Genomic DNA, 20,998 nt, shown 5'->3' with positions numbered 1-20,998 from the left:
ATTATTCCACTCCTCCAAGTCGCTGCCAGCGAATACCTGTCGGCACCCATTGCGGCAACCAACTTGATGATGGTCGATCCATTTCAAAACTCATCCAAATAAAGACGGCTTTACCAACTAAATTATCTTCCGGCACGAACCCCCAATAACGACTGTCCTCCGAGTTATCGCGGTTGTCACCCATGGCAAAATAAGCACCTTCAGGAACTATCCATTCATCACGCGCGGTACCAGACTGCTTAAAGTAAAAAGCTTCGCGACCACCAACGGTCGGGTCGAGCAGAATCTGATGCGAAACATTACCAAGTTGCTCTTCAGCCACTTGCAACGGTCGTGCGCCATTAAAATAAACCGCGTCTGAATCACTGATATTACGTGCCACAACCTCAAGTTTCGGACATTCAGTTTGGATTGTCGTGTCACAAGCAGGTTGAATATAAAGCGTTTTATTTCGATAAATAATGCGGTCGCCCGGCAGTCCGACAATGCGCTTAATAAAATCTAAATTAGGCTGCGGCGGATATTTGAACACCGCAATATCGCCACGCTCTGGCCGACCTGATTCAATGAATTCAGTTCGCCATAAGGGATCACGAACGCCATAACTGAACTTTTCAACCAGAATAAAATCGCCTTCCAACAACGTCGGCATCATCGATGCTGACGGAATACGGAAGGGTTCATAAAAAAACGACCGTAAAATAAGAATCACAAATAGGATCGGAAACACCGATTGCGCAAACTCAGCGATACCACCTTGTGGCGCTACTCGTTGTCGTGCCTCTTCATCAAGCTGCTGCTGCAAACGCCGTTCTTCGTCAGCGATTTTCTCTAAACGTTTCGGTTTATTGACTTTGGCGTCATACAGCCATATGAGACCGGCTACGATGGTGACGATCGTTAACAACGCTGAGTAAAAGTTTGCCATGTGCTACCTTGTGCTTATTTCCCTACCTTGAGTACCGCTAAGAACGCTTCTTGCGGCACCTCCACATTACCCAGCTGCTTCATACGCTTCTTGCCTTCTTTCTGCTTCTGCAACAGCTTTTTCTTGCGGCTGACGTCACCGCCATAACATTTCGCGGTCACGTTTTTGCGTAATTGCTTGACCGTAGAACGCGCAATGACCTGATTACCTATAGTGGCCTGAATTGCAATATCGAACATCTGACGCGGAATCAGTTCACGCATCTTGTCAACCAGCTCACGCCCACGACCGACTGAGTTATCACGGTGCGTGATCATTGCTAACGCATCCACCCGCTCATTGTTGATAAGAATATCAACCCGCACCATATCGGCTTCTTGGAAGCGTTTAAAATGATAATCTAGCGAGGCATAGCCGCGCGAAGTCGACTTCAAGCGGTCAAAGAAGTCCATCACCACTTCAGCCATTGGCAATTCATAGGTCACGGCAACTTGCTTGCCGTGGTAGATCATATTGGTCTGTACGCCACGCTTATCGACACAAAGAGTAATGACATTGCCAAGATACTCTTGCGGGACCAAAATATTGGCTTCGACAATCGGCTCGTAAATCGTCTCGATTTCGTTCACAGCGGGCAAGTTTGAAGGGTTATCGACGTTAAGCTCTTTCCCCTTGGTGGTGACAACCTTGTACACCACAGTTGGCGCCGTAGTAATCAAATCAATGTCATATTCGCGTTCGAGACGCTCCTGAATGATTTCCATGTGCAACATACCAAGGAAACCACAACGGAAACCAAAACCAAGTGCAGCAGAATTCTCAGGTTCAAAAAACAACGACGCATCGTTCAAGCTGAGTTTATCTAGCGCGTCACGGAAGCTTTCGTAGTCATCTGAGGAAATTGGGAACATCCCCGCATACACCTGCGGCTTCACTTTCTTAAATCCAGGTAACGGTTTTTCTGCTGGCGTTTTCGTCAACGTTAGCGTATCGCCCACAGGCGCGCCTTTAATTTCTTTGATGCCAGCAATCACGAAGCCTACTTCACCACAACGCAGAATTCCGGTCTCGAACTGCTTCGGCGAAAAGTAACCGACTTTGTCAATTTGATAACTTTGTCCGGTCGACATAACCTTCATTTTATCGCCAGCACGCAGGGTACCGTTCTTCACTCGCACTAATGACACCACGCCTTGGTAGTTGTCGAACCACGAGTCAATAATAAGTGCTTGCACTGGCGCATCAGGATCACCCTGCGGTGGCGGGATCTGGCGCACAATTCGCTCTAGCACTTCGTCGATACCAATACCGGTTTTAGCTGAACATTGCACTGCGTCTACCGCTTCAATGCCAACGATGTCCTCAATTTCTTCAGCTACCCGCATTGGATCGGCTTGCGGTAAGTCGATCTTATTTAATACCGGCACCACCTCAAGATCCATTTCGATAGCGGTGTAGCAGTTCGCCAACGTTTGCGCTTCGACGCCCTGTGCAGCATCGACCACCAATAAGGCACCTTCACAGCCGGCAAGGCTACGTGATACTTCGTATGAGAAGTCGACATGCCCGGGCGTATCGATAAAGTTGAGTTGGTAGGTTTCACCGTCGGCAGCGGTGTAGTGCAAGGTCACGCTTTGCGCTTTAATGGTAATACCACGCTCACGCTCAAGATCCATTGAGTCAAGCACCTGTTCAGCCATCTCACGATCGGTAAGACCGCCACAATGCTGAATCAACCGATCAGAAAGAGTCGATTTACCATGATCAATGTGCGCAATGATCGAAAAATTTCGGATATTTGCTTGCTTAAACGCCTTTTCTGGCATTCATGCCCCCGCAACAACTAAGTAGGAAAAATAATTACCGCTGATCATACTGATAATGAGGCGCAGAACAAAGGTTTTTCGGGTGTTTTCAGTGGATTTGTTGCACTTGTAGCAGCTGACTCACCTGTAAATCACGCATTTTGAACCAACGTTTCAATGCCCAAAAACTGGCACCGAAGGCGATCAGTGATGCAATGATACTGAAGCCTTCGTTAATGCCTAGCAGACCTTGCAGGGTTGCCGCGCTGAGTATCAAGACCAATAGTGGCGCCCCATAAATGAGTAAAGAGGCACGGGTAAGCATCTGTTCAGGTAGTAGTAGTTCGACGGTTTGCCCTTCGTGAAAGTCGCCGGTATCTGGCTTTTGCACACGAAATGCCGCACGGCGGTCACTGAAAGCTTTAGAAATAATACCCGCACCGCAGGTTGTTTGTTGAGCACAACCACTACAACCGGTTTTAAGTTCGGTCGTTACCAACAAATAATCCGCGCCAATTTCTGTAATAGTGGCAACTTCACGAATCATAACTGACTCCAATACCGCGCCATTAAGGTTGCGTAGCGTTGGGCTCAACCGCGCGCATACTATCGACCATGCGTTGTAGCGTAGTCACCGGCACCTTGCCCACTGCGGTCACGGCGAGGTTCTGTTGGGTGCTATTCACAATAGACTCACGCCCCTGCATCGCTAGACTTGGCAGCCCTTGCTGTTGCTGTGAGCCCACATAAATCGAGACCTCGGTCAGACCGTCACTAAACAAATAATAATCCACTGGTAAACCTGAATCCGCGACCCGACGGTGCCCTGCGCGCAATAACTCAAATCCAGCGGGAAGCCATTGCGGCTGCAGGTTAAACTGTGGTGGACGTAGATTGCGCACTTCGTACAGACGGGGTGGACGTGGAATACCACGCACATCGCTCATGCCGATGGGCACGTTTTCACGCTCAACAAAAGTGGTCACTTGGAGTTGCTCAAGAATGTCACCCTGGGGGGTCATCATTTGCATCTTGAGCAGCATCTTCGACTCAACATCAATCCACAAGCCATAATGATAACGGTCATTATCACGGCTTAAAATACGTAAAAAATGGGTATTACGCCCACTGACGCGCACGCCTCGGCCGCCAACGACCTGATAGTGCGGCTGTAATTCAGAAAAATTTTTATAAAAAGCAGCGGGTAGTAAGCCAAAAGTTACGTCGCTATGTATGGTGTAAGCTTCATCATGGGGCTCATAGTAGGAAGTGTCATCACCGATACGCAGGATACGCATATCGGGCCCATTGAGCATAACGATTAATTCAACTTCGGTACCGTCAGGATACACGCCATGTAACCATGTCATCGGTTCTAAGCGAGTGCCAGAGCTACGGACTAAAGTGGCTTCGAAGTTAAGTTCGCGCAAAGCGCGCGCCATTTCATCGTAGAGCGCTACCGCTTGGTTCTGATTGCTATCAGTGACTTGAAAAGGTTGACTTATTGCGCTGGAAGAGAGGAAACCACAGAGTAGCAGCAACCCAGTGATGCTGCTACGCCAGGCATTAGTTATCATCTTTTTGTGGTGCTGCTGCTTCAGATTGTTCATTCAGTTGCTGCGCCTGCAAAGAAAGTTGCAATTGTTGACTGTGATCCAACATATAACTCTGCAACAAGCGTAATTGCTGCGCACGCTCGGCTTCACTCGGTGCGTTTTGTTGCAAAACCGTATTGTAACTGACTGGGCTACGACCACCAAGAGGATTGGTAGCAAACGCAGGTTCCACGCTTTGCTCAGGGGCTACTGGCTGAGATTGTTGTACGGTTAACACGGCAACTAACGCGACGCTTGCCGCAATTGCAACACTGCCGGCTGGTCGCAACCAACGTGCCATGCGGTGTTTCCCGAAGCGTCCTTGGACTACTTGACTCGGTGGCGCTTCTTGGCGGATCCGCGCCGCTACCATGGCACTGATGTCGGCAGGCGCTTGCGCAGCAGCCTCGCCTTTCAGTACACGGCCATAGAGTGCATAACGCGCCCATACCTGCTGTGCTTCGTTGTCGCTTAACAAAGTATCTAGCTGTTGCGCTTGCTCACGAGTGTCGGCAATCGCATCGTCTAACAATGCTGATACTTGTTCAAAGCTGCGGTTGGTCATAAACTTTCCTCAGAAAAAATTAGCGCTCTAGCAAGGGTCGTAACTGCGCATCGATTGCTTCTCGAGCGCGGAAAATCCGCGAACGTACTGTACCAATTGGACAGTCCATCTCAATTGCAATTTCTTCGTACCCTAAACCTTCTATTTCACGTAACGTAATGGCTCGCCTTAAATCTTCGGGCAATGCGTCAATGGTACGCATTACTACGTCGCGAATTTCATCGGTGAGCAGTAAACTTTCCGGTGATGCGCCATCGTGCAACGCACCTGCACCTTCGTAATAATCAGCTTCTTCAGCGTCAACATCGGAAGCTGGCGGTTTGCGCCGTTGCGCAACCAGATAATTTTTCGCGGTATTCACGGCGATACGATACAACCACGTGTAAAACGCACTCTCACCACGAAAATTACCAATTGCACGATAGGCCTTAACAAACGCTTCCTGTGCAACATCTGGTACATCCGCTGCCTGTTTGACATAACGTGAAATCAGGCTCATTACTTTGTGCTGATATTTTTTTACCAACAAATCAAACGCTTGTTGGTCGCCCTGCTGCACTCTTAGCACCAGCGCTTTATCAGTATCTTGTTCGCTCATCTGAGCCTGTTCTCCTCAACCCAAATCTTGTACCGCGAACCAGGCCCAAGCTCCTATTTGTCATACTTGGGAGTTCAGACAGGGCTAACATTAAAAAGTTCGCAAAAAATTTATAAAACAGTAAAATCGAGCGTATTCCTTTCATCTACAGCGTTTTACGCTTGAGCTACCCGTACTTTATGGAACAACGCAGCGATTATCAATGTGACGTACTGATCATTGGCAGTGGTGCCGCTGGTTTAACCCTAGCTTTACATCTGGCAGACCATGCCAAGGTACTCGTACTGTCAAAAGGCCCTCTTACTGAAGGCTCAACCTACTATGCGCAAGGCGGTATTGCCGCCGTCTTTGACGAAGATGATAGCATTGAAAGCCATATTCAAGATACGTTAATTGCCGGTGCCGGTCTCTGCGATGAAGAAGCTGTTGCATTCACCACCTCGAATGCACGCGAGAGTTTGCAATGGCTGATCGACCTCGGCGTGGGTTTTGACCGCGTCGATAAATCTGACAGCGATAGCAAATTTCATCTTAACCAAGAAGGTGGCCATAGTCACCGGCGCATCTTGCATGCCGCCGATGCCACTGGCCGCGCGGTGCAAACCACTCTAGTCGATAAAGTTCGTAATCATCCGAATATTCAACTGCTCGAGCGCTACAATGCGGTCGATTTGATCACTGACCGACTGACCGGTCAAAGCCGTCGTGTTTACGGTGCCTATATTTGGAACCGTGCTTTGGAACGGGTCGAGACGGTAGCTGCTAAATTTGTTGCCTTAGCGACCGGCGGTGCTAGTAAGGTTTACCAATATACGTCGAACCCCGATGTTGCCAGTGGTGACGGTATTGCCATGGCATGGCGTGCGGGTTGTCGTGTTAGTAATATGGAATTCAATCAATTTCATCCGACTTGTTTGTTCCATCCGCACGCGCACTCGTTTTTGCTCACCGAAGCCTTGCGCGGCGAAGGTGCCTTGTTAAAACGTCCCGATGGTTCACGTTTTATGCCCGACTTTCATGAATCGGCTGAGCTAGCACCGCGTGACGTCGTCGCACGCGCAATTGATTACGAAATGAAGCGCTTGGGTGCTGATTGCATGTATTTGGATATCTCGCACAAGGACCCAGCATTTGTGCGTGAACATTTTCCCACCATTTATGAGAAATGCTTAAGTATTGGCATCGATATTACCAAACAAGCAATCCCCATTGTGCCTGCAGCACATTATACCTGCGGTGGCGTGCATACCGACCTCAATGCCCAAACAGATGTGCCGCATCTTTACGCTATCGGCGAAGTCGCATACACAGGTTTGCATGGTGCCAACCGCATGGCCAGTAATTCACTACTTGAATGTTTGGTATTTGCCCGTGCCGCCGCTAAAGACATTATTGCCAAGCTTGATGCGACGCAGTTACGCAGCGATCTACCAAGTTGGGACGAGAGTAAAGTGGGTAACTCGGACGAAGAAGTTGTCATCCAGCACAACTGGCACGAGCTGCGGTTATTTATGTGGGACTACGTGGGAATTGTGCGCACTACTAAGCGTTTGGAGCGCGCGTTACGTCGTATCGAACTGCTCCAACAAGAAATTCATGAATATTACAGCAACTTCCGCGTCACTAATAATTTGCTCGAATTACGTAATTTAGTGCAAGTAGCAGAGCTCATCGTCCGCTGCGCTATGGCGCGCAAAGAAAGTCGAGGTTTGCATTACACGCTGGACTATCCAGAATTGTTACCGCAAGCGCAACCGACCATCTTGACGCCAGCGCAAAAATAACCGTCGGCAACGCACAAAACTGCGGGTATCCGTCCACCAGCGCCAGTACCACCACCACTGCGGTGGCTGTCGCGTGTGGCCGCTCTTGACTCCGGTAAACTGCACCAAGATAACCCACGGCAACACTAAAATGACCTGTGGCCGGCTGAGTTCGGTAGCGGAGTTGTCATCGAGCCGGATAAGCCGACGCTGGTCGGCATCGACGGCCCAAATCTGCGGACGCTGCAGCCAGCGCCAAGGCGTGTGGCTGCACACCCACATGACTACACTTTCACACGACTGAGAATATAATCAACCATGCCTTTGAGCTCTGGATCCTCACATTGTTGATGCCCCATGAACCAGGCAAACAAATCGGGATCATCGCAGGTCAATAAACGCCGAAAAGCTTCTTGTTGCGCGCTGTCTAGATCGTCATAGGCTTGTTCAACAAATGGCATAAAGAGCACATCAAGCTCAAGCATGCCGCGCCGACAGGCCCAGCGTAAACGGTTTTTGTCACGCAACGAATCTGCGTTTTGTTGCAATTTTTCCATAGGTTCGACTACTGCCCCTTGTATAATACAAATACGTCCCCACCTAACTGCTAATGATGCGAACAAGCGAGGTTGATTGTGTTAGCTACAGAGTTTACCAAAGCTCCCCCCGAATACGTAACTGTTTCGCTGGATGATCATGCGGTCGTGCAAATTGCCGGCCCAGACACGGATAGTTTTTTACAAGGCCAGTTCACCTGTGACCTGCGCCAATTAAAGGATGATCATTGGCTGTACGGTGCGCATTGCGATAATAAAGGTAAAACTTTAAGCATTTTCTGGTTGTTACGATACCGTGATGGCGTACTGCTGATTGCGAGTAAAGACGCAGCCGCTGCAACCATGGCGCAATTACAGAAGTTTGGGGTGTTCAACAAAGTCGAAATCCGTGACGTCAGTGATCAGTTCCAACGTTTTGGTGTCTTTGGTACTGCGGCGCCGGCTAGACTCGCCGAATTACTCGATAGCCCCATTGCCGCCAGCACGGTGGGAGCGGTAAGTCGCACCGAACAGGCACTGGTATTGAGCCTAGGTGAGTCACCCGATCAATACTTGTGTTTGCATCAAGGCGAACCGCTGCCAACCAATGCTAGCTTGAGCTACTGGCAAGCATTGGAAATCGAGCGTGGTCGACCGACCCTGTTTTCAGGTACAATAGAAGAGTTCGTTCCCCAGATGCTGAATGTACAAGCCCTCGATGGCATAAGTTTCAGCAAGGGGTGCTATATCGGCCAAGAGACGGTTGCCCGCATGAAGTATTTGGGCAAACAAAAGCGTGCACTCTTTCGCTTGGTTGGCCAAGGCGCTGCCACTGCACCTGGTGCGGTAATTGAGCAGCAGCTTGGCGAAAACTGGCGACGTGCAGGCACGGTAATTAATGCAGTGAGCCGTGCTGACCAACATCTGGAACTGCTGGCGGTGTTCCCTAGTGATTTAGCTAGTGATACCCGTTTGCGCGTAAAAGGTGATGACGCGAGTCTGTTGGAAATTTACCCACTGCCCTATAAATTGGATGAATCATGACTCAAACCATTAGCCAAGACAAAGTTGTCGGTATTCACTACACCGTGAAAACCGCTGAAGGCCAACAGCTTGACCAATCTAAAGAAGGTCAGCCGTTACAATTTATCTTTGGTCGCGGCATGTTAATCAAAGGCCTTGAAGATGTACTTGCAGGCAAAGCTGTAGGTGACAAATTCAATGCTGATATCGCTCCAGCAGATGCGTACGGCGAGCGTCACGACGGTTTGATTCAAACCGTTCCGCGCAGCTTGTTTGGCGACAACCCAGTTGAGCCAGGCATGCAGTTCCGTGCCAGCACTGACCACGGTGAGCAATCTGTTATTATCGTTGAAGTTGACGACGAGCAGGTCACTGTTGATGGCAACCACCCATTAGCAGGTCAAGCTTTGAACTTCGACGTCGAAGTTGTAGAAGTGCGCGATGCCGATCCAAGTGAATTGGACCACGGCCATGTGCACGCTGATGGTGATCATAACCACGGCTAAGCCAAATGCGCTGAAATACCAAAAACGCACCCTCGGGTGCGTTTTTTTATGCTAGGCAACCTAACATTCTTTCGCTAAGCTAGATGCCCTACTTTGCTGTCTCGGAGCATCCTTGCCAATGTCCTCGAATAACTCTAATAAAGCCTATCCATACACCGCGGCAACAGCCCTCGCACAATCTTTAGGCAACATTGATACGACCACCCAAGCTGTGGTGCCCCCCATCCATGTCGCGACCACCTATTTGCGCGGGAAAGACAATAGTTATCCGACCGGACTCATCTATTCCCGCGCCGATAATCCGACCTACAAACCGGTCGAAGCCTTATTGTGTCAATTAGAAAACGGCCGCGATGCTTTACTGTTTAGTTCGGGCATGGCAGCCGCCACCGCAGTCTTTCAAGGTTTACGCCCAGGCGATCACGTATTAGCGCCGAAGGTTATGTATTGGGCCTTACGTAATTGGCTGCTTAACTTTGCTACCGACTGGGGCTTGGTCATTGAGTTTATCGATATGACCGATGTTGCCGCTGTACAAACTCACCTGCAGCCGCAACGCACCAAACTGGTTTGGCTTGAAACACCAGGCAACCCACTGTGGTCTATCAGTGACATCAAAGCCATTAGTAAGCTCGCCCATGCGGTCGGCGCACAAGTCGCCGTGGATTCCACCTGTGCCACACCGCTGCTGAGTCGTCCCCTCGAGTTAGGCGCGGATATCGTCATGCACTCGGCAACCAAGTATTTGAATGGCCACTCCGATGTGATTTCTGGCGCTTTAATTGGTAAACATGATGATGCGCTCTGGCAACGTATTCGCGCCGTTCGCGCGCAAGGGGGAGCAGTACCAAGCCCTCACGATGCCGCGCAATTATTGCGCGGCATGCGCACCATGCATTTGCGGGTGCGCGAGGCCTGCCAAACCGCCCAATTTATTGCCGAACAACTCGAGCAACATCCTGCCGTGGCCGAGGTACTCTACCCCGGGCTGCCGAGCTTCGCCGGCCATGAGATTGCCAAACAGCAAATGACGGGCGGCTTTGGCGGTATGCTCTCCGTTCGCCTTGCTGACGGAGCGAGCGCGGCCATACACGTCGCCGCCCACACCAAGTTGTGGAAACGTGCCACCTCACTCGGCGGTGTTGAAAGCCTGATTGAACATCGCGCCAGCGTCGAAGGAGCAGGCACCCCCTGCCCGGATGACTTATTACGGATGTCATGTGGCATTGAGGATGCTTACGAACTGCTCGAGGATTTCTTACAAGCCCTGCCGCGCTGAGCGCGGCAGGTTTGCTTTCAGTGGACTAGCTTTTGCGCGGACGCATGTGTGGGAACAACAACACATCGCGAATGGATGGCGAGTCCGTCAATAACATCACCAAGCGGTCGATGCCAATACCTTCACCGGCGGTAGGAGGCATGCCGTGCTCTAGTGCGGTGATGTAATCTTCATCAAAGAACATGGCCTCGTCATCGCCTGCTTCTTTTTGTTGCACTTGATGCTGGAAACGCTCCGCTTGATCTTCCGCATCGTTAAGCTCTGAGAAACCATTCGCAAGTTCACGCCCGCCCACGAAGAATTCGAAACGGTCAGTGATAAATGGGTCGTCGTCGTTGCGGCGCGCCAACGGTGAGACTTCAGCCGGGTACGCCGTAATAAACGTTGGCTGAATTAACTTATGTTCAGCAACGGTTTCGAAAATTTCGATTTGCACACGGCCTAAGCCCCAGTTCGGCTTCACTTCGATGCCGAGAGTGCCCGCCAGCTCAGTTGCAGTGTCTATATCTGCTAATTGTTGTGCCGTGGCTTCTGGCAAGTTCTGCAAAATCGCTTCGACAATCGACATCCGTGCAAACGGCTTACTAAAGTCATACTCCACGCCCTGACTGGTGAACTTGCTCGAGCCAAGAATTTCTTCAGTCATACCCCGTAGCATGTCTTCTGTTAAGTCCATCAAGTCATGGTAGTCAGCATAAGCCCAGTAGAATTCAAGCATCGTGAACTCTGGGTTGTGCCGCGTTGATAAACCTTCGTTACGGAAGTTGCGATTAATTTCGAACACCTTCTCGAAACCACCCACGACCAAGCGCTTTAAGTACAATTCTGGTGCAATGCGCAAGTACAACTGCATATCGAGTGCATTGTGATGCGTCACAAATGGACGGGCCGAAGCACCACCTGGAATGGTTTGCATCATTGGTGTTTCAACTTCAAGGAACTGCTTTTCACTCAAGTAGCGGCGAATATATTCAACCACTTTTGAGCGCACCACGAAGGTACGTCGTGAATCATCGTTGGTGATCAGGTCTAAGTAACGCTGACGGTAGCGTGTTTCTTGATCACTTAGGCCATGGAATTTGTCTGGCAATGGGCGTAATGCCTTGGTTAACAAGCGAATATCATCAACTTGTACACTCAGCTCGCCAGTCCCGGTAATAAACAAGGTACCGGTCGCGCCAACGATATCGCCTAAATCCCACTTCTTGAATTCTTGGTTATAAAAGCCTTCTGGCAAATTGTCACGTGCAACGTAAAGCTGAATTTGGCCCGACATATCTTTAATGGTAGCGAAGCTTGCTTTACCCATGATCCGACGTGTCATCATACGTCCAGCTACGGCAACGCGAACGCCTTTTTCAGCGAGTGCTTCTTTTTCGACGTCATCAAATTCCGCATGCAATTCTGCAGCGAGATGTTCGCGACGGAAATCATTAGGGAACGCTACACCGCGTTCACGCAAAGCCTGCAACTTCGCCTTTCGTTGCGCTATTTGTTCATTAACGTCAACGATTTCGGTGTTTTGCGTGTTATCTGCCATGGTTAGCTTCCTATTTAAAGTCCAGATTTTAAACTTGCTTCGATAAAGGGGTCGAGGGCACCATCTAACACGGCTTGCGTGTTGCGGTTTTCCACCCCGGTACGTAAATCTTTAATGCGCGCGTCATCGAGTACATAAGAGCGAATTTGGCTACCCCAGCCAATATCCGATTTACTATCTTCGAGCGCTTGTTTTTCCGCAAGCTGCTTTTGCAGCTCCATCTCATAAAGCTTGGCGCGTAATTGTTTCATCGCTTGGTCGCGGTTCTTATGCTGCGAGCGGTCGCTTTGACACTGTACGACGATACCAGAAGGCTCGTGGGTTATGCGTATCGCCGAGTCGGTACGGTTAACGTGTTGACCACCGGCACCTGATGCGCGATAGGTATCGACGCGCAGATCTGCTGGATTAATTTCGATTTCAATATCATCGTCTACTTCCGGATAAACAAACACCGAGGCAAACGAAGTATGGCGCCGATTACCTGAGTCAAAGGGTGACTTTCGCACCAGTCGATGCACGCCCGTTTCAGTTCGCAACCAGCCGTAGGCAAACTCGCCTTGTACATGGATGGTCGCTGACTTGATACCCGCTACATCACCTTCTGATAATTCGGTAATTTCAACTTTAAAATCATGCGCTTCTGCCCAACGCAAGTACATGCGTAGGAGCATATTTGACCAGTCCTGTGCCTCAGTACCGCCCGAGCCCGCTTGAATATCAAGATAGCAATCAGAGTTGTCGTGTTCACCTGAGAACATGCGGCGAAATTCAAGTGTTTCGAGTTGTTGCTCTAACTGCTCGAGTTCAGCAACAGCTTCGTTGAAAGTGTCTTCATCTTCGGCCTCAACGGCCAGGTCGACCAGCCCCTCGACATCGTCGAGTCCCTGCGCGAGCTGCTGCAACGTCTCAACCACTTGCTCTAAGCTTGCCCGTTCTTTGCCTAATGCTTGTGCCCGCTCTTGATTCTCCCATACGCTCGGATCTTCAAGTTCGCGTGTGACTTCCTCTAGGCGCTCCACCTTGTGAGCGTAGTCAAAGATACCCCCGAAGCGCTTCACTGCGCTGGCGCATCTCTTTTATGGCAACGTACGTAGCATTAGTCTCAAACATACTTAGGTCTCAATTCATCCACAGTGATTACAAAAGGGACGGCATTTTACCGTAAAGGTTGCAAATGCTCCACCAACAGTTGCACATTGGTGGCACCGCGAAAGTGATTTAATTGCAGTTGATAGGCAACCTGTACCTCACGCACTGCGAGATCAGGCCAACGTTTTGTATCAACGTTGAAAGCGATGCCATCGAGGACGGCTCCATCACGACTGCGCAGCAACAACTTCAAATGTTTTTGCCCCACAATACGTTGATCAATTAACTCGAATTCACCATCAAAGATCGGCTCTGGAAACCCCTGTCCCCATGGTCCAAGTCGCTCCAGTTGCTGCACAAACGGTAGCGTAAAACAACTTGCATCCAGTTCACCATCACTGAGGATTGTCCGCTCCAGCGCTACGTCGGCGAGCCATTCAGCAGCCACCTGCTGGGCAATCTGGCGGAATTCCGCTAGATGTTGCGGCGCTAAGGTGAGTCCTGCCGCCATCGCATGGCCGCCAAAACGTTCGATTAAATGAGGCTGGAGGCTATGCACACGCTCTAATAAATCACGCATGTGCAGTCCCGGAATCGACCGTGCCGAGCCTTTCAAAAAGCCATCGTCGCCAGTCGCAAAAGTAATGGTCGGTCGATGAAATTGCTCTTTCACCCGCCCCGCTACAATCCCGATGACACCTTGATGCCAGTCTTGTTGATGAAGCACCAATAATGGCGGTAGCTGATGGTCCTGCAACTGTAGCTGTGCGACGTATAATGTCGCACTCTCGCGCATTTCTGTTTCGATTTCACGGCGCTGTGCATTTAAATCATGTAATTCTTGAGCCAACTGTTCAGCGCGACGCATTTCGTCGCACAGCAAACACTCAATCCCTAACGCCATATCGTCTAGCCGCCCTGCCGCATTAATCCGCGGCGCCAAGGCGAAACCTAGATCACTTGCCTGCAACTGCTGTGGATTACGCTGCGTCACCTGCAGCAGCGCTTGAATGCCAGGTCGGCAATAGCCACCACGAATCCGCTGCAAACCCTGTTGCACTAAAATCCGGTTCACGCCATCAAGTTTCACCACATCGGCAACGGTCCCTAGTGCGACGAGATCAAGCCAGTTTGCCAAAGCCACTTGCGCAGCTGGATGTTGCTGTTCACGGGCAACGGCACGTACCGCTAACATGAGATAAAAAGCCACACCGACACCGGCAATTGACTTGCTCGGGAAGGCACAATCGGCTTGGTTTGGATTCACAATGGCATAAGCCGGCGGCAAACTAGCGCCAGGCAGATGGTGATCGGTGATAAGCACATCAAGCCCAGCCGCATTGGCGGCTTGAACGCCGGCGTGACAGGAAATGCCACTGTCGACCGTCACTAACAACTGCGCGCCCCGTTGCTGCGCTGCGGCAACCAGATTGGGTGTTAAGCCATAACCATCGGTAAAACGATTGGGGACGCAATAACTGACACGTGCCGCTCCCATCGCTCGCAAGGTAGAGACCATTAACGCGGTGGACGTTGCGCCATCGGCGTCAAAGTCACCGCAGATGCAAATGGCTTGTTGCTGTACGATAGCATCGAAAAGGCGTTCAGCCGCCCGTAGACAATCTTTCAGTTGCGAAAAGTGCGGTAGTCGCTGGACCGATAACTCTAATTGTTCAGCCGTTACCACACCACGGCGCGCCAGCACTTGTTGTAATAGTTCTGGCAACTCGGCAGGTAATTGGTGGTTGGCAACAGCAGGTCGACGAACGACCTGAATAGTAGCATCCGTCACCATTTATTGCGCTTGTTCGAGGGCTTCCAGCAGACGGTCAGCATTGACCAAGCCAGGAATCATTTCACCTGAGGGCAATACCATTGACGGTGTTCCGCGCACACCAAACTTGTTACCCAACGCAAAGTGTTTGGCGATAGGATCATCACAACTTGCCGCCGGTAGACGCTTGTCACTCTTCGCTGCGGTGAGTGCCGCGCCTTTGTCGGCTGAACACCAGATGGTTTTCAACTGCTCGTAACCACTTCCTTGCAGACCACTGCGCGGCCACGCTAAATAATGAATACTGATACCTTTATTTAAATAGCTATCGATATTCGTATGTAATTGACGGCAATAACCACAAGTCGGATCGGTAAACACAGTCACGACGTAAGCTTCGTCCTCAGCTTGATAGACAATCGCTTCATCTGCTACCGTTTTCACATCAGTACGGCGCATCTCTTTGACAACTTCTTCGCTTAAATTCACCGGTTCGCTACCAGTGATATCGTAGATACGTCCGCCGATCAGCTTTTTACCGTCATCGGCCACGTAAATCAGGCCCTGATTGGTGATCACTTCGTACAAGCCGGTGACTGAAGATGGCTTCACCGATTCAATGGTAAACCCCATATTTTCAAGATATTGCGTATCAAGTTCGCGGTCATTTAACTGGGCATTGCCTTGTGGACTGCAGGCCAGTAAACCAAAGATACTTGCAGCTAAAACTAATTGTTTCATGAATACTCTCAACTTCTCTAATGATGCGCTAACAATGGCGATAAACGATTATTTAGCAGTCTACCGTTTCTGCAATTGCGATGCAGCATTTTCCTGGCAATTAAGCCCGCGGATGATGGGTTGCATGCAACTGTTGCAAACGCTCCCGCGCTACATGAGTGTAGATTTGTGTAGTCGACAGGTCGCTGTGCCCCAGCAACATTTGTAAAACGCGTAAATCGGCGCCGTGGTTCAATAAGTGAGTAGCAAATGCATGGCGCAAGGTATGCGGCGATAAATGGCTGCGAATCTCTGCAATTTGTGCGTAATACTTAATGCGATGCCAAAAGGCTTGGCGCGTCAATGGCCCACCGCGCCGCGTTACAAATACATAGTCACTGCGCATTTGGGTAAGAGCCGGCCGGCCTTGGTTCTCGTAAGTTTGAAGCCATTCGAGTGCGGTCTCACCAAGCGGCACTAAACGTTCTTTATTGCCTTTACCAATAATGCGCACCAATTCTTGTTGCTTTGACACTTGACTGAAGGTTAACTGCACCAGCTCAGTTACCCGCAAACCAGTAGCATAGAGGACCTCTAACATAGCGCGATCACGCAGTTGCACTGGGTCGTCACAATCCGGTGCCGCCAGCAAAGCTTCGACTTCACTCTCGGCGAGACTATGTGGAATTGCTTGCGGCTGCTTCGGTTGCCGCAAGCGCGCGGTCGGGTCAACACTGATGAGGCGTTCTTGTACCGCGTAATTATAGAATTTCTTCAATGCACTTAAAGATCGTGCGGTGCTGCGTGGTGATAGCCCCTGCTGCCGGCGCCATAATAAATAATCTTCAATGTGGTTCGAATGTACCGATAACAGCTCAGCATGCTCACCTACATGCTCGAGCAAAAAACTCAGAAACTTGCGTAAATCGGTACCGTAAGCCGAACTCGTGTGCTTACTCACTCCCTGTTTAAGCCACAAGCGTTCGAGGAAATTTTCGATCAGTTCAGCATGTTTTGTCGACAAATTAAGCAACCTGTAGGAAGACAACAGAATATAAAGCGTCTTTTATGATAGCGGGGTTTACAGTGAGGCTCAATCTGCTATCATGCCGGCTCTTTGCGTGGAGGGGTTCCCGAGCGGTCAAAGGGATCAGACTGTAAATCTGACGGCTCAGCCTTCGCAGGTTCGAATCCTGCCCCCTCCACCACTTTTTCTTAGGTCGCCAGCGGCCACTCCAGTACTAACTTTCCTTGTGTCCGATTTTCCTGTAGTTGCTGTAACGCCGTATTAAGCTCAGCAAGCGGGTAGATCTGCTCAATTAAAGCTTGGCATTTGCCACTTTTCAGTAGCGGCCAAACGTCCTGTTCCAACGCCCGCATAATGCGCCCTTTTACTGCCAAAGGCTGACTCCGCAAGGTGCTGCCTTGAATTCGTTGACGTTTCATCAACAGTCGCCCTACGTCAATGTCAGCGCCGCGGCCCCCCATTAGACCCAACACCACAATGCGACCATCGAGATTCAATACCTGTTGATCTTGCGCTAAGTAATCGCCGGCGACAGGATCAATAATAATATCTGCCCCGCCCCATGCCTTAACCGCATCCACAAAACTGCCTTGGTGGCGGTTCCAAGTGCCGGTTGCGCCCAATTGGCGACACAAAGCAAGTTTATCGTCACTGCCCGCAGTGACAAACACTTCGTGCCCGGCTTGCACCAACAATTGTAAGGCCGCTAAGCCAACACTACTGGCACCAGCATGCAGTAACACGCGTTCGTGCGCTTGAATCCCAGCCACTTGGTAAAGATTAAACCATGCCGTGGCATAGGCTTCACAAATAGCCGCCCCCGTCGCCAACGAGAGTCCCAGAGGTAAACGCGCGACCTGTTGTTCACTGACTAACACATGACTCGCATAACCACCGCCTGCTAACAGCGCGCAGACGTCATCGCCAATTTGTAATCGACTCACCGCGGGGCCCACCGCAATGACCTTACCGCTAGCTTCTAAACCTAGGACTTCAGATGCCCCAGCTGGGGGTGGGTAAGCACCAGCAATTTGCATTAAATCGGCACGATTAATACCGGTATGCGTAACCTCAATCACCACTTCATCCAACTGCGGCGTGGCCAATTCAAACGCTTCTAGCTGCGGTTGTTGGTCACGAACAAAGTAGCCTTGTGCACTATACGTCATACCGGTTCCTTACCTACTTATGAAATTTTAGGCGGTCAATTTACCGCTTTGATAATCGCGAATGGCCTGCTCAATTTCCTGCTGTGAATTCATCACAAACGGGCCATATTGCGCTACGGGCTCGCCAATAGGTTGCCCTGCCAACACCAGCATGCCTGCCTCGCTAGCGGCTTGCAACTGTAATACACCGTTGTTATCGAGACGTACCAATTCGCCACGCTCAACGGTTTCGCCATTGAGCGTCACAGTGCCTTGATAAACATAAGCAAGTCTTGTCTGTTGCTGTCCAGCTGGCAGTTCAATCGCAGTATCTGCGGCGAAGCGCAAATCCAGCATTTGAAACTGTTGTTCGGCTTGTTGAATGGGCCCGCTAGCGGTTTGTTCACCATGCTTAAACTCCCCGGCAACAACGCGAACGGTTACGCCCTGCACATCCACTTCAGGGATCTTATCGGCGGGATGATCCGCCCAAGCTGCAGGACTCATTTTCTCTTTCGCTGGCAAGTTGATCCATAACTGGAAGCCCCACATTAACCCGTCTTCCTGCTTCGGCATTTCTGCATGAATGATGCCACGCGCTGCTTTCATCCACTGTGCTCCACCAGCTTCGACTAAGCCGGTGTTGCCCACAGAATCTTTATGCTCCATGCACCCAGCAAGCATATAAGTCAAAGTCACAAAACCACGATGCGGATGTGGCGGAAAGCCAGCAATATAATCGTTTGGATTATCCGAACGAAACTCATCCAGCATCAAAAATGGATCTTGATAACGCAGCGACGGTTGATTGATCACCCGCGTCAATTTCACCCCTGCACCATCTTGTGCAGGCATTCCCCGATGACGGCTTAAAATGCTACTCATAACACCTCTCCTCGTGTATGTGGTGCCAGAAAATCGATCGCAGGACCGCGTGGCACTATCTGAGTTGGGTTGATCATCGTATGACTGGCATAGTAATGCGTCTTGATATGATCCATTACCACAGTTTCCGCAACACCCGGCACTTGGTACAAAGCGCGAACATAATCCCACAACGCTGGATAATCGACGATGCGCTTTTGGTTACACTTAAAGTGGCCATGATACACCGCGTCGAAGCGCACTAAAGTGGTAAACAAGCGCCAATCCGCCTCTGTCACTTGATCACCCGCCAGAAACCGTTGTTGCTGTAAGCGCTGTTCAAGCTCATCGAGTGTCGCGAACAAGGCATCAAAAGCCTCTTCGTAAGCACTTTGACTGGTAGCAAAACCACTTTTGTAGACGCCATTATTGACGTTGTCATAAACCACCGCATTGATCGCATCAATTTCCTCACGCAATTCTTGCGGATAGAAATCGAGCGTATTACCGGTCAACTCATTGAACGCACTATTGAACATCCGAATGATATCGGCCGACTCGTTGCTAACGATAGTTTGCTCTTGTTTGTCCCAAAGTACTGGCACCGTAACTCGGCCACTGTAATTGGGATTGGCGCGCAGATAAAGCTGGTACATGAAATCATGATCGTAAAGTGGATCTGCTAACGGCGCGTCGGCAAACTCCCAACCATTCTCGAGCATCAACGGATGCACCGCTGACACACTAATATGATCCTCTAAGCCTTTGAGCTTGCGGAAAATGAGCGTACGATGTGCCCAAGGACAAGCAAAGGACACATACAAGTGATAACGGCCTGACTGCGCAGGAAACTGCGCGTCCGCCTCGGCTTCGATCCAGTTGCGGAATTGCGCCGCGCTGCGCTCAAATTTACCACCATGCTTGTCAGTGTCATACCATTTGTCTTGCCACTTTCCATCAACAAGTAAGCCCATTACTTCACCTTTCATTTGCGAATTTAGTGACAGTATAGATGGAATTAATTCGATTGATGAGCGCTAAATTATGAGTATAACGTTCGATTTTTTAGAATTGAAAGTCAGATTGAGCGAGTGTTAGTGCGACTTTTGCAGCAATTGCATCCGCGTCTTTCTGCAAACTCTTGTGAATATCACTAAATAATTGATATTGCTCAGCCGCATGCGTTGATCCCATCTGCGTTTCTAGTGCCTGAACCAAATTAGCGGGTGTTACCGCTTGTTGTAATAATTCGGGCACGACTTCGCGTTTGGCCAACAAGTTTGGCAAACTAAAAAATGGCGCTTTAAACATGCGCTTGATGATGTGATAACTAAGCCAGTTGAACCGATAAGCAACCACCATAGGTCGTTTGATCAGCATCGCCTCGAGCGTCACTGTGCCCGACGTGAGCAACAAACCATCGGCGGCCGCCATCACTTCGCGCGACTTACCATCCATCAACAGCAAATCCAAATCAGGCGCTATTTGTTGTTGTAGCGCACGAAACTGCTCCGCACGCGCAGTTGAAATCATGGGGCTGATAAACTGCGTACCTGGATGCCGTTGCTGATACAGCGCTGCGGCTTGCAAGAACGAGGGACCCATGCGGGCAATTTCACCGCCACGACTACCGGGCAGCAGTGCAATAATAGTTTGTTGTGGGTCGAGCTCGAGCTGCTTTCGTGCTGACGTCTGTTGCCATTCCATTGGAATACTATCGGCCAACGGATGTCCTACAAAAGTAGCCGGTAAGTCATGCTGATCGTAAAACGCTTTTTCAAACGGCAATAAACACAGCACATGGTCCACACTTTGTTTAATGCCTTTGATGCGCCCCTGCCGCCACGCCCAAACACTTGGGCTAACATAATGCATGGTTTTAATGCCCTGCGCTTTTAAGCGCTTGGCAATGGGTAGGTTAAAATCTGGGGCATCAATACCAATGAACACCGCAGGCCGATCAGCGAGCAAGGTTTGCACAATGTATTTGCGATGTGCGAGCAGCTTACGCAAGCTACCGAGCACCTCGGCCAATCCCATCACCGCCAAATCTTCCATCGGTACTAGGCTTTGCAAACCTTCGGCTGCCATCAATGGACCGCCGACGCCAACAAACTCAATGGCAGCATGTTGCTGTTTCAGTGCACGCATTAAACCCGCGCCCAACAAATCGCCGGAATGTTCACCGGCGATCAGGGCAACGCGTAATACAGAAGAGGTATCAGTCATGAAAAG

The 20,998-nt window shown here is 50.2% G+C and carries 21 protein-coding genes and 1 tRNA gene; 5 read left to right on the top strand and 17 right to left on the bottom strand.

The features are described 5' to 3' along the window. Window position 1: 1 nt before the first annotated feature. The 6 genes from lepB to rpoE all read right to left on the bottom strand — a co-directional run bounded on the left by lepB (window position 2) and on the right by rpoE (window position 5,491). Window positions 2-928, bottom strand: a complete 927-nt coding sequence (lepB, locus tag IDAT_RS00495; protein ID WP_034729138.1) for a signal peptidase I — start codon at window positions 926-928, stop codon at window positions 2-4. A gap of 14 nt (window positions 929-942) precedes the next feature. Then, window positions 943-2,754 (bottom strand): translation elongation factor 4, encoded by a 1,812-nt coding sequence (gene lepA, locus IDAT_RS00490; protein ID WP_034729136.1) that lies wholly within the window; start codon window positions 2,752-2,754, stop codon window positions 943-945. Window positions 2,755-2,842: 88 nt separating this feature from the next. Beyond that, complete coding sequence (locus IDAT_RS00485) at window positions 2,843-3,280, bottom strand: SoxR reducing system RseC family protein (RefSeq protein ID WP_051986477.1); 438 nt, start codon at window positions 3,278-3,280, stop codon at window positions 2,843-2,845. Between the two features lie 22 nt (window positions 3,281-3,302). After that, window positions 3,303-4,343: a MucB/RseB C-terminal domain-containing protein gene (locus IDAT_RS00480; RefSeq protein WP_081909696.1), complete on the bottom strand. Its 1,041-nt coding sequence runs from the start codon at window positions 4,341-4,343 to the stop codon at window positions 3,303-3,305. Further along, window positions 4,300-4,893, bottom strand: coding sequence for a sigma-E factor negative regulatory protein (locus IDAT_RS00475; protein WP_051986476.1), 594 nt, complete (start codon window positions 4,891-4,893; stop codon window positions 4,300-4,302). The genes IDAT_RS00480 and IDAT_RS00475 overlap by 44 nt, the downstream gene beginning before the upstream one ends. Before the next feature lie 19 nt (window positions 4,894-4,912). Beyond that, window positions 4,913-5,491 carry an RNA polymerase sigma factor RpoE gene (gene rpoE / locus IDAT_RS00470; RefSeq protein ID WP_034729132.1) on the bottom strand — a complete coding sequence of 193 codons (579 nt, stop codon included), beginning with the start codon at window positions 5,489-5,491 and terminating at the stop codon, window positions 4,913-4,915. A gap of 179 nt (window positions 5,492-5,670) precedes the next feature. Between rpoE and nadB the strand changes: the two genes are divergently transcribed. Further along, entirely contained in the window at window positions 5,671-7,275 is a 1,605-nt protein-coding gene (nadB, locus tag IDAT_RS00465; protein WP_034729130.1) for an L-aspartate oxidase, read from the top strand. Here the strand turns inward: nadB and IDAT_RS00460 are convergent. Beyond that, complete coding sequence (locus IDAT_RS00460; RefSeq protein WP_034729128.1) at window positions 7,231-7,536, bottom strand: hypothetical protein; 306 nt, start codon at window positions 7,534-7,536, stop codon at window positions 7,231-7,233. The two genes, nadB and IDAT_RS00460, sit on opposite strands and share 45 nt — an antisense overlap. A 2-nt stretch (window positions 7,537-7,538) precedes the next feature. Then, window positions 7,539-7,811 carry an FAD assembly factor SdhE gene (locus IDAT_RS00455; RefSeq protein ID WP_034729125.1) on the bottom strand — a complete coding sequence of 91 codons (273 nt, stop codon included), beginning with the start codon at window positions 7,809-7,811 and terminating at the stop codon, window positions 7,539-7,541. A 78-nt stretch (window positions 7,812-7,889) separates the two neighbouring features. On the opposite strand from IDAT_RS00455, the gene ygfZ reads away from it, so the two are divergent. From ygfZ to IDAT_RS00440, 3 genes are all read left to right on the top strand, one after another. Continuing rightward, window positions 7,890-8,834 carry a tRNA-modifying protein YgfZ gene (ygfZ, locus tag IDAT_RS00450; RefSeq protein WP_244441575.1) on the top strand — a complete coding sequence of 315 codons (945 nt, stop codon included), beginning with the start codon at window positions 7,890-7,892 and terminating at the stop codon, window positions 8,832-8,834. Beyond that, window positions 8,831-9,319: an FKBP-type peptidyl-prolyl cis-trans isomerase gene (locus tag IDAT_RS00445; RefSeq protein ID WP_034729119.1), complete on the top strand. Its 489-nt coding sequence runs from the start codon at window positions 8,831-8,833 to the stop codon at window positions 9,317-9,319. Before ygfZ ends, IDAT_RS00445 begins: the two co-directional genes overlap by 4 nt. Before the next feature lie 118 nt (window positions 9,320-9,437). Then, window positions 9,438-10,598 (top strand): trans-sulfuration enzyme family protein, encoded by a 1,161-nt coding sequence (locus tag IDAT_RS00440; RefSeq protein ID WP_034729116.1) that lies wholly within the window; start codon window positions 9,438-9,440, stop codon window positions 10,596-10,598. A 25-nt stretch (window positions 10,599-10,623) separates the two neighbouring features. Here the strand turns inward: IDAT_RS00440 and lysS are convergent, their stop codons facing one another. From lysS to xerD, 5 genes are all read right to left on the bottom strand, one after another. Continuing rightward, window positions 10,624-12,138, bottom strand: a complete 1,515-nt coding sequence (gene lysS, locus IDAT_RS00435; protein WP_034729113.1) for a lysine--tRNA ligase — start codon at window positions 12,136-12,138, stop codon at window positions 10,624-10,626. 14 nt (window positions 12,139-12,152) lie between these two features. Then, window positions 12,153-13,251, bottom strand: a protein-coding gene (prfB, locus tag IDAT_RS00430) for a peptide chain release factor 2 (RefSeq protein ID WP_156099457.1) whose coding sequence is annotated in 2 segments (ribosomal slippage) — window positions 12,153-13,175 and window positions 13,177-13,251 — 1,098 coding nt in all. Because the reading frame shifts where the segments join, the coding sequence is not laid out codon by codon here. Between the two features lie 46 nt (window positions 13,252-13,297). Then, a complete protein-coding gene (recJ, locus tag IDAT_RS00425; protein ID WP_034729110.1) occupies window positions 13,298-15,025 on the bottom strand; it encodes a single-stranded-DNA-specific exonuclease RecJ in 1,728 nt (575 codons plus the stop codon). Then, window positions 15,026-15,745, bottom strand: a complete 720-nt coding sequence (dsbC, locus tag IDAT_RS00420; RefSeq protein WP_034729106.1) for a bifunctional protein-disulfide isomerase/oxidoreductase DsbC — start codon at window positions 15,743-15,745, stop codon at window positions 15,026-15,028. A gap of 100 nt (window positions 15,746-15,845) precedes the next feature. Beyond that, window positions 15,846-16,757: a site-specific tyrosine recombinase XerD gene (gene xerD, locus IDAT_RS00415; RefSeq protein ID WP_034729103.1), complete on the bottom strand. Its 912-nt coding sequence runs from the start codon at window positions 16,755-16,757 to the stop codon at window positions 15,846-15,848. A 90-nt stretch (window positions 16,758-16,847) separates the two neighbouring features. Here xerD and IDAT_RS00410 point away from each other — a divergent pair. Beyond that, window positions 16,848-16,932: transfer RNA gene (locus IDAT_RS00410), tRNA-Tyr, on the top strand. A 7-nt stretch (window positions 16,933-16,939) separates the two neighbouring features. On the opposite strand, the gene IDAT_RS00405 is transcribed toward IDAT_RS00410, so the two are convergent. The 4 genes from IDAT_RS00405 to lpxB form a co-directional block, all read right to left on the bottom strand. After that, entirely contained in the window at window positions 16,940-17,920 is a 981-nt protein-coding gene (locus tag IDAT_RS00405) for an NAD(P)H-quinone oxidoreductase (protein WP_051986475.1), read from the bottom strand. Window positions 17,921-17,947: 27 nt separating this feature from the next. Next, complete coding sequence (locus IDAT_RS00400; protein WP_034729100.1) at window positions 17,948-18,784, bottom strand: pirin family protein; 837 nt, start codon at window positions 18,782-18,784, stop codon at window positions 17,948-17,950. Beyond that, window positions 18,781-19,737: a glutathione S-transferase family protein gene (locus tag IDAT_RS00395; RefSeq protein WP_034729097.1), complete on the bottom strand. Its 957-nt coding sequence runs from the start codon at window positions 19,735-19,737 to the stop codon at window positions 18,781-18,783. The genes IDAT_RS00400 and IDAT_RS00395 overlap by 4 nt, the downstream gene beginning before the upstream one ends. Before the next feature lie 91 nt (window positions 19,738-19,828). Beyond that, the gene (gene lpxB, locus IDAT_RS00390) at window positions 19,829-20,992 is read right to left on the bottom strand and encodes a lipid-A-disaccharide synthase (protein WP_034729094.1); all 1,164 of its coding nucleotides are present in this window, start codon (window positions 20,990-20,992) and stop codon (window positions 19,829-19,831) included. Between the last annotated feature and the right edge of the window lie 6 nt (window positions 20,993-20,998).

Source organism: Pseudidiomarina atlantica (assembly GCF_000753735.1).
Taxonomy (GTDB): Bacteria; Pseudomonadota; Gammaproteobacteria; order Enterobacterales; family Alteromonadaceae; genus Pseudidiomarina; species Pseudidiomarina atlantica.
The sequence above is the reverse complement of the archived record's forward strand: the minus strand, read 5'-3'. Positions and strand labels throughout refer to the sequence as shown.

Excerpts from the sequence above, each read along its gene's own strand:
- IDAT_RS00405 (WP_051986475.1), bottom strand. The coding sequence starts at position 17,920 with ATGACGTATAGTGCACAAGGCTACTTTGTTCGTGACCAACAACCGCAG.
- rpoE (WP_034729132.1), bottom strand. The coding sequence starts at position 5,491 with ATGAGCGAACAAGATACTGATAAAGCGCTGGTGCTAAGAGTGCAGCAG.
- IDAT_RS00460 (WP_034729128.1), bottom strand. The coding sequence starts at position 7,536 with ATGTGGGTGTGCAGCCACACGCCTTGGCGCTGGCTGCAGCGTCCGCAG.
- recJ (WP_034729110.1), bottom strand. The coding sequence starts at position 15,025 with ATGGTGACGGATGCTACTATTCAGGTCGTTCGTCGACCTGCTGTTGCC.
- lpxB (WP_034729094.1), bottom strand. The coding sequence starts at position 20,992 with ATGACTGATACCTCTTCTGTATTACGCGTTGCCCTGATCGCCGGTGAA.
- IDAT_RS00445 (WP_034729119.1), top strand. The coding sequence starts at position 8,831 with ATGACTCAAACCATTAGCCAAGACAAAGTTGTCGGTATTCACTACACC.
- lysS (WP_034729113.1), bottom strand. The coding sequence starts at position 12,138 with ATGGCAGATAACACGCAAAACACCGAAATCGTTGACGTTAATGAACAA.
- IDAT_RS00485 (WP_051986477.1), bottom strand. The coding sequence starts at position 3,280 with ATGATTCGTGAAGTTGCCACTATTACAGAAATTGGCGCGGATTATTTG.
- lepA (WP_034729136.1), bottom strand. The coding sequence starts at position 2,754 with ATGCCAGAAAAGGCGTTTAAGCAAGCAAATATCCGAAATTTTTCGATC.
- lepB (WP_034729138.1), bottom strand. The coding sequence starts at position 928 with ATGGCAAACTTTTACTCAGCGTTGTTAACGATCGTCACCATCGTAGCC.
- IDAT_RS00395 (WP_034729097.1), bottom strand. The coding sequence starts at position 19,737 with ATGGGCTTACTTGTTGATGGAAAGTGGCAAGACAAATGGTATGACACT.
- IDAT_RS00480 (WP_081909696.1), bottom strand. The coding sequence starts at position 4,343 with ATGAACAATCTGAAGCAGCAGCACCACAAAAAGATGATAACTAATGCC.
- IDAT_RS00400 (WP_034729100.1), bottom strand. The coding sequence starts at position 18,784 with ATGAGTAGCATTTTAAGCCGTCATCGGGGAATGCCTGCACAAGATGGT.
- nadB (WP_034729130.1), top strand. The coding sequence starts at position 5,671 with ATGGAACAACGCAGCGATTATCAATGTGACGTACTGATCATTGGCAGT.
- IDAT_RS00475 (WP_051986476.1), bottom strand. The coding sequence starts at position 4,893 with ATGACCAACCGCAGCTTTGAACAAGTATCAGCATTGTTAGACGATGCG.
- IDAT_RS00455 (WP_034729125.1), bottom strand. The coding sequence starts at position 7,811 with ATGGAAAAATTGCAACAAAACGCAGATTCGTTGCGTGACAAAAACCGT.
- IDAT_RS00440 (WP_034729116.1), top strand. The coding sequence starts at position 9,438 with ATGTCCTCGAATAACTCTAATAAAGCCTATCCATACACCGCGGCAACA.
- dsbC (WP_034729106.1), bottom strand. The coding sequence starts at position 15,745 with ATGAAACAATTAGTTTTAGCTGCAAGTATCTTTGGTTTACTGGCCTGC.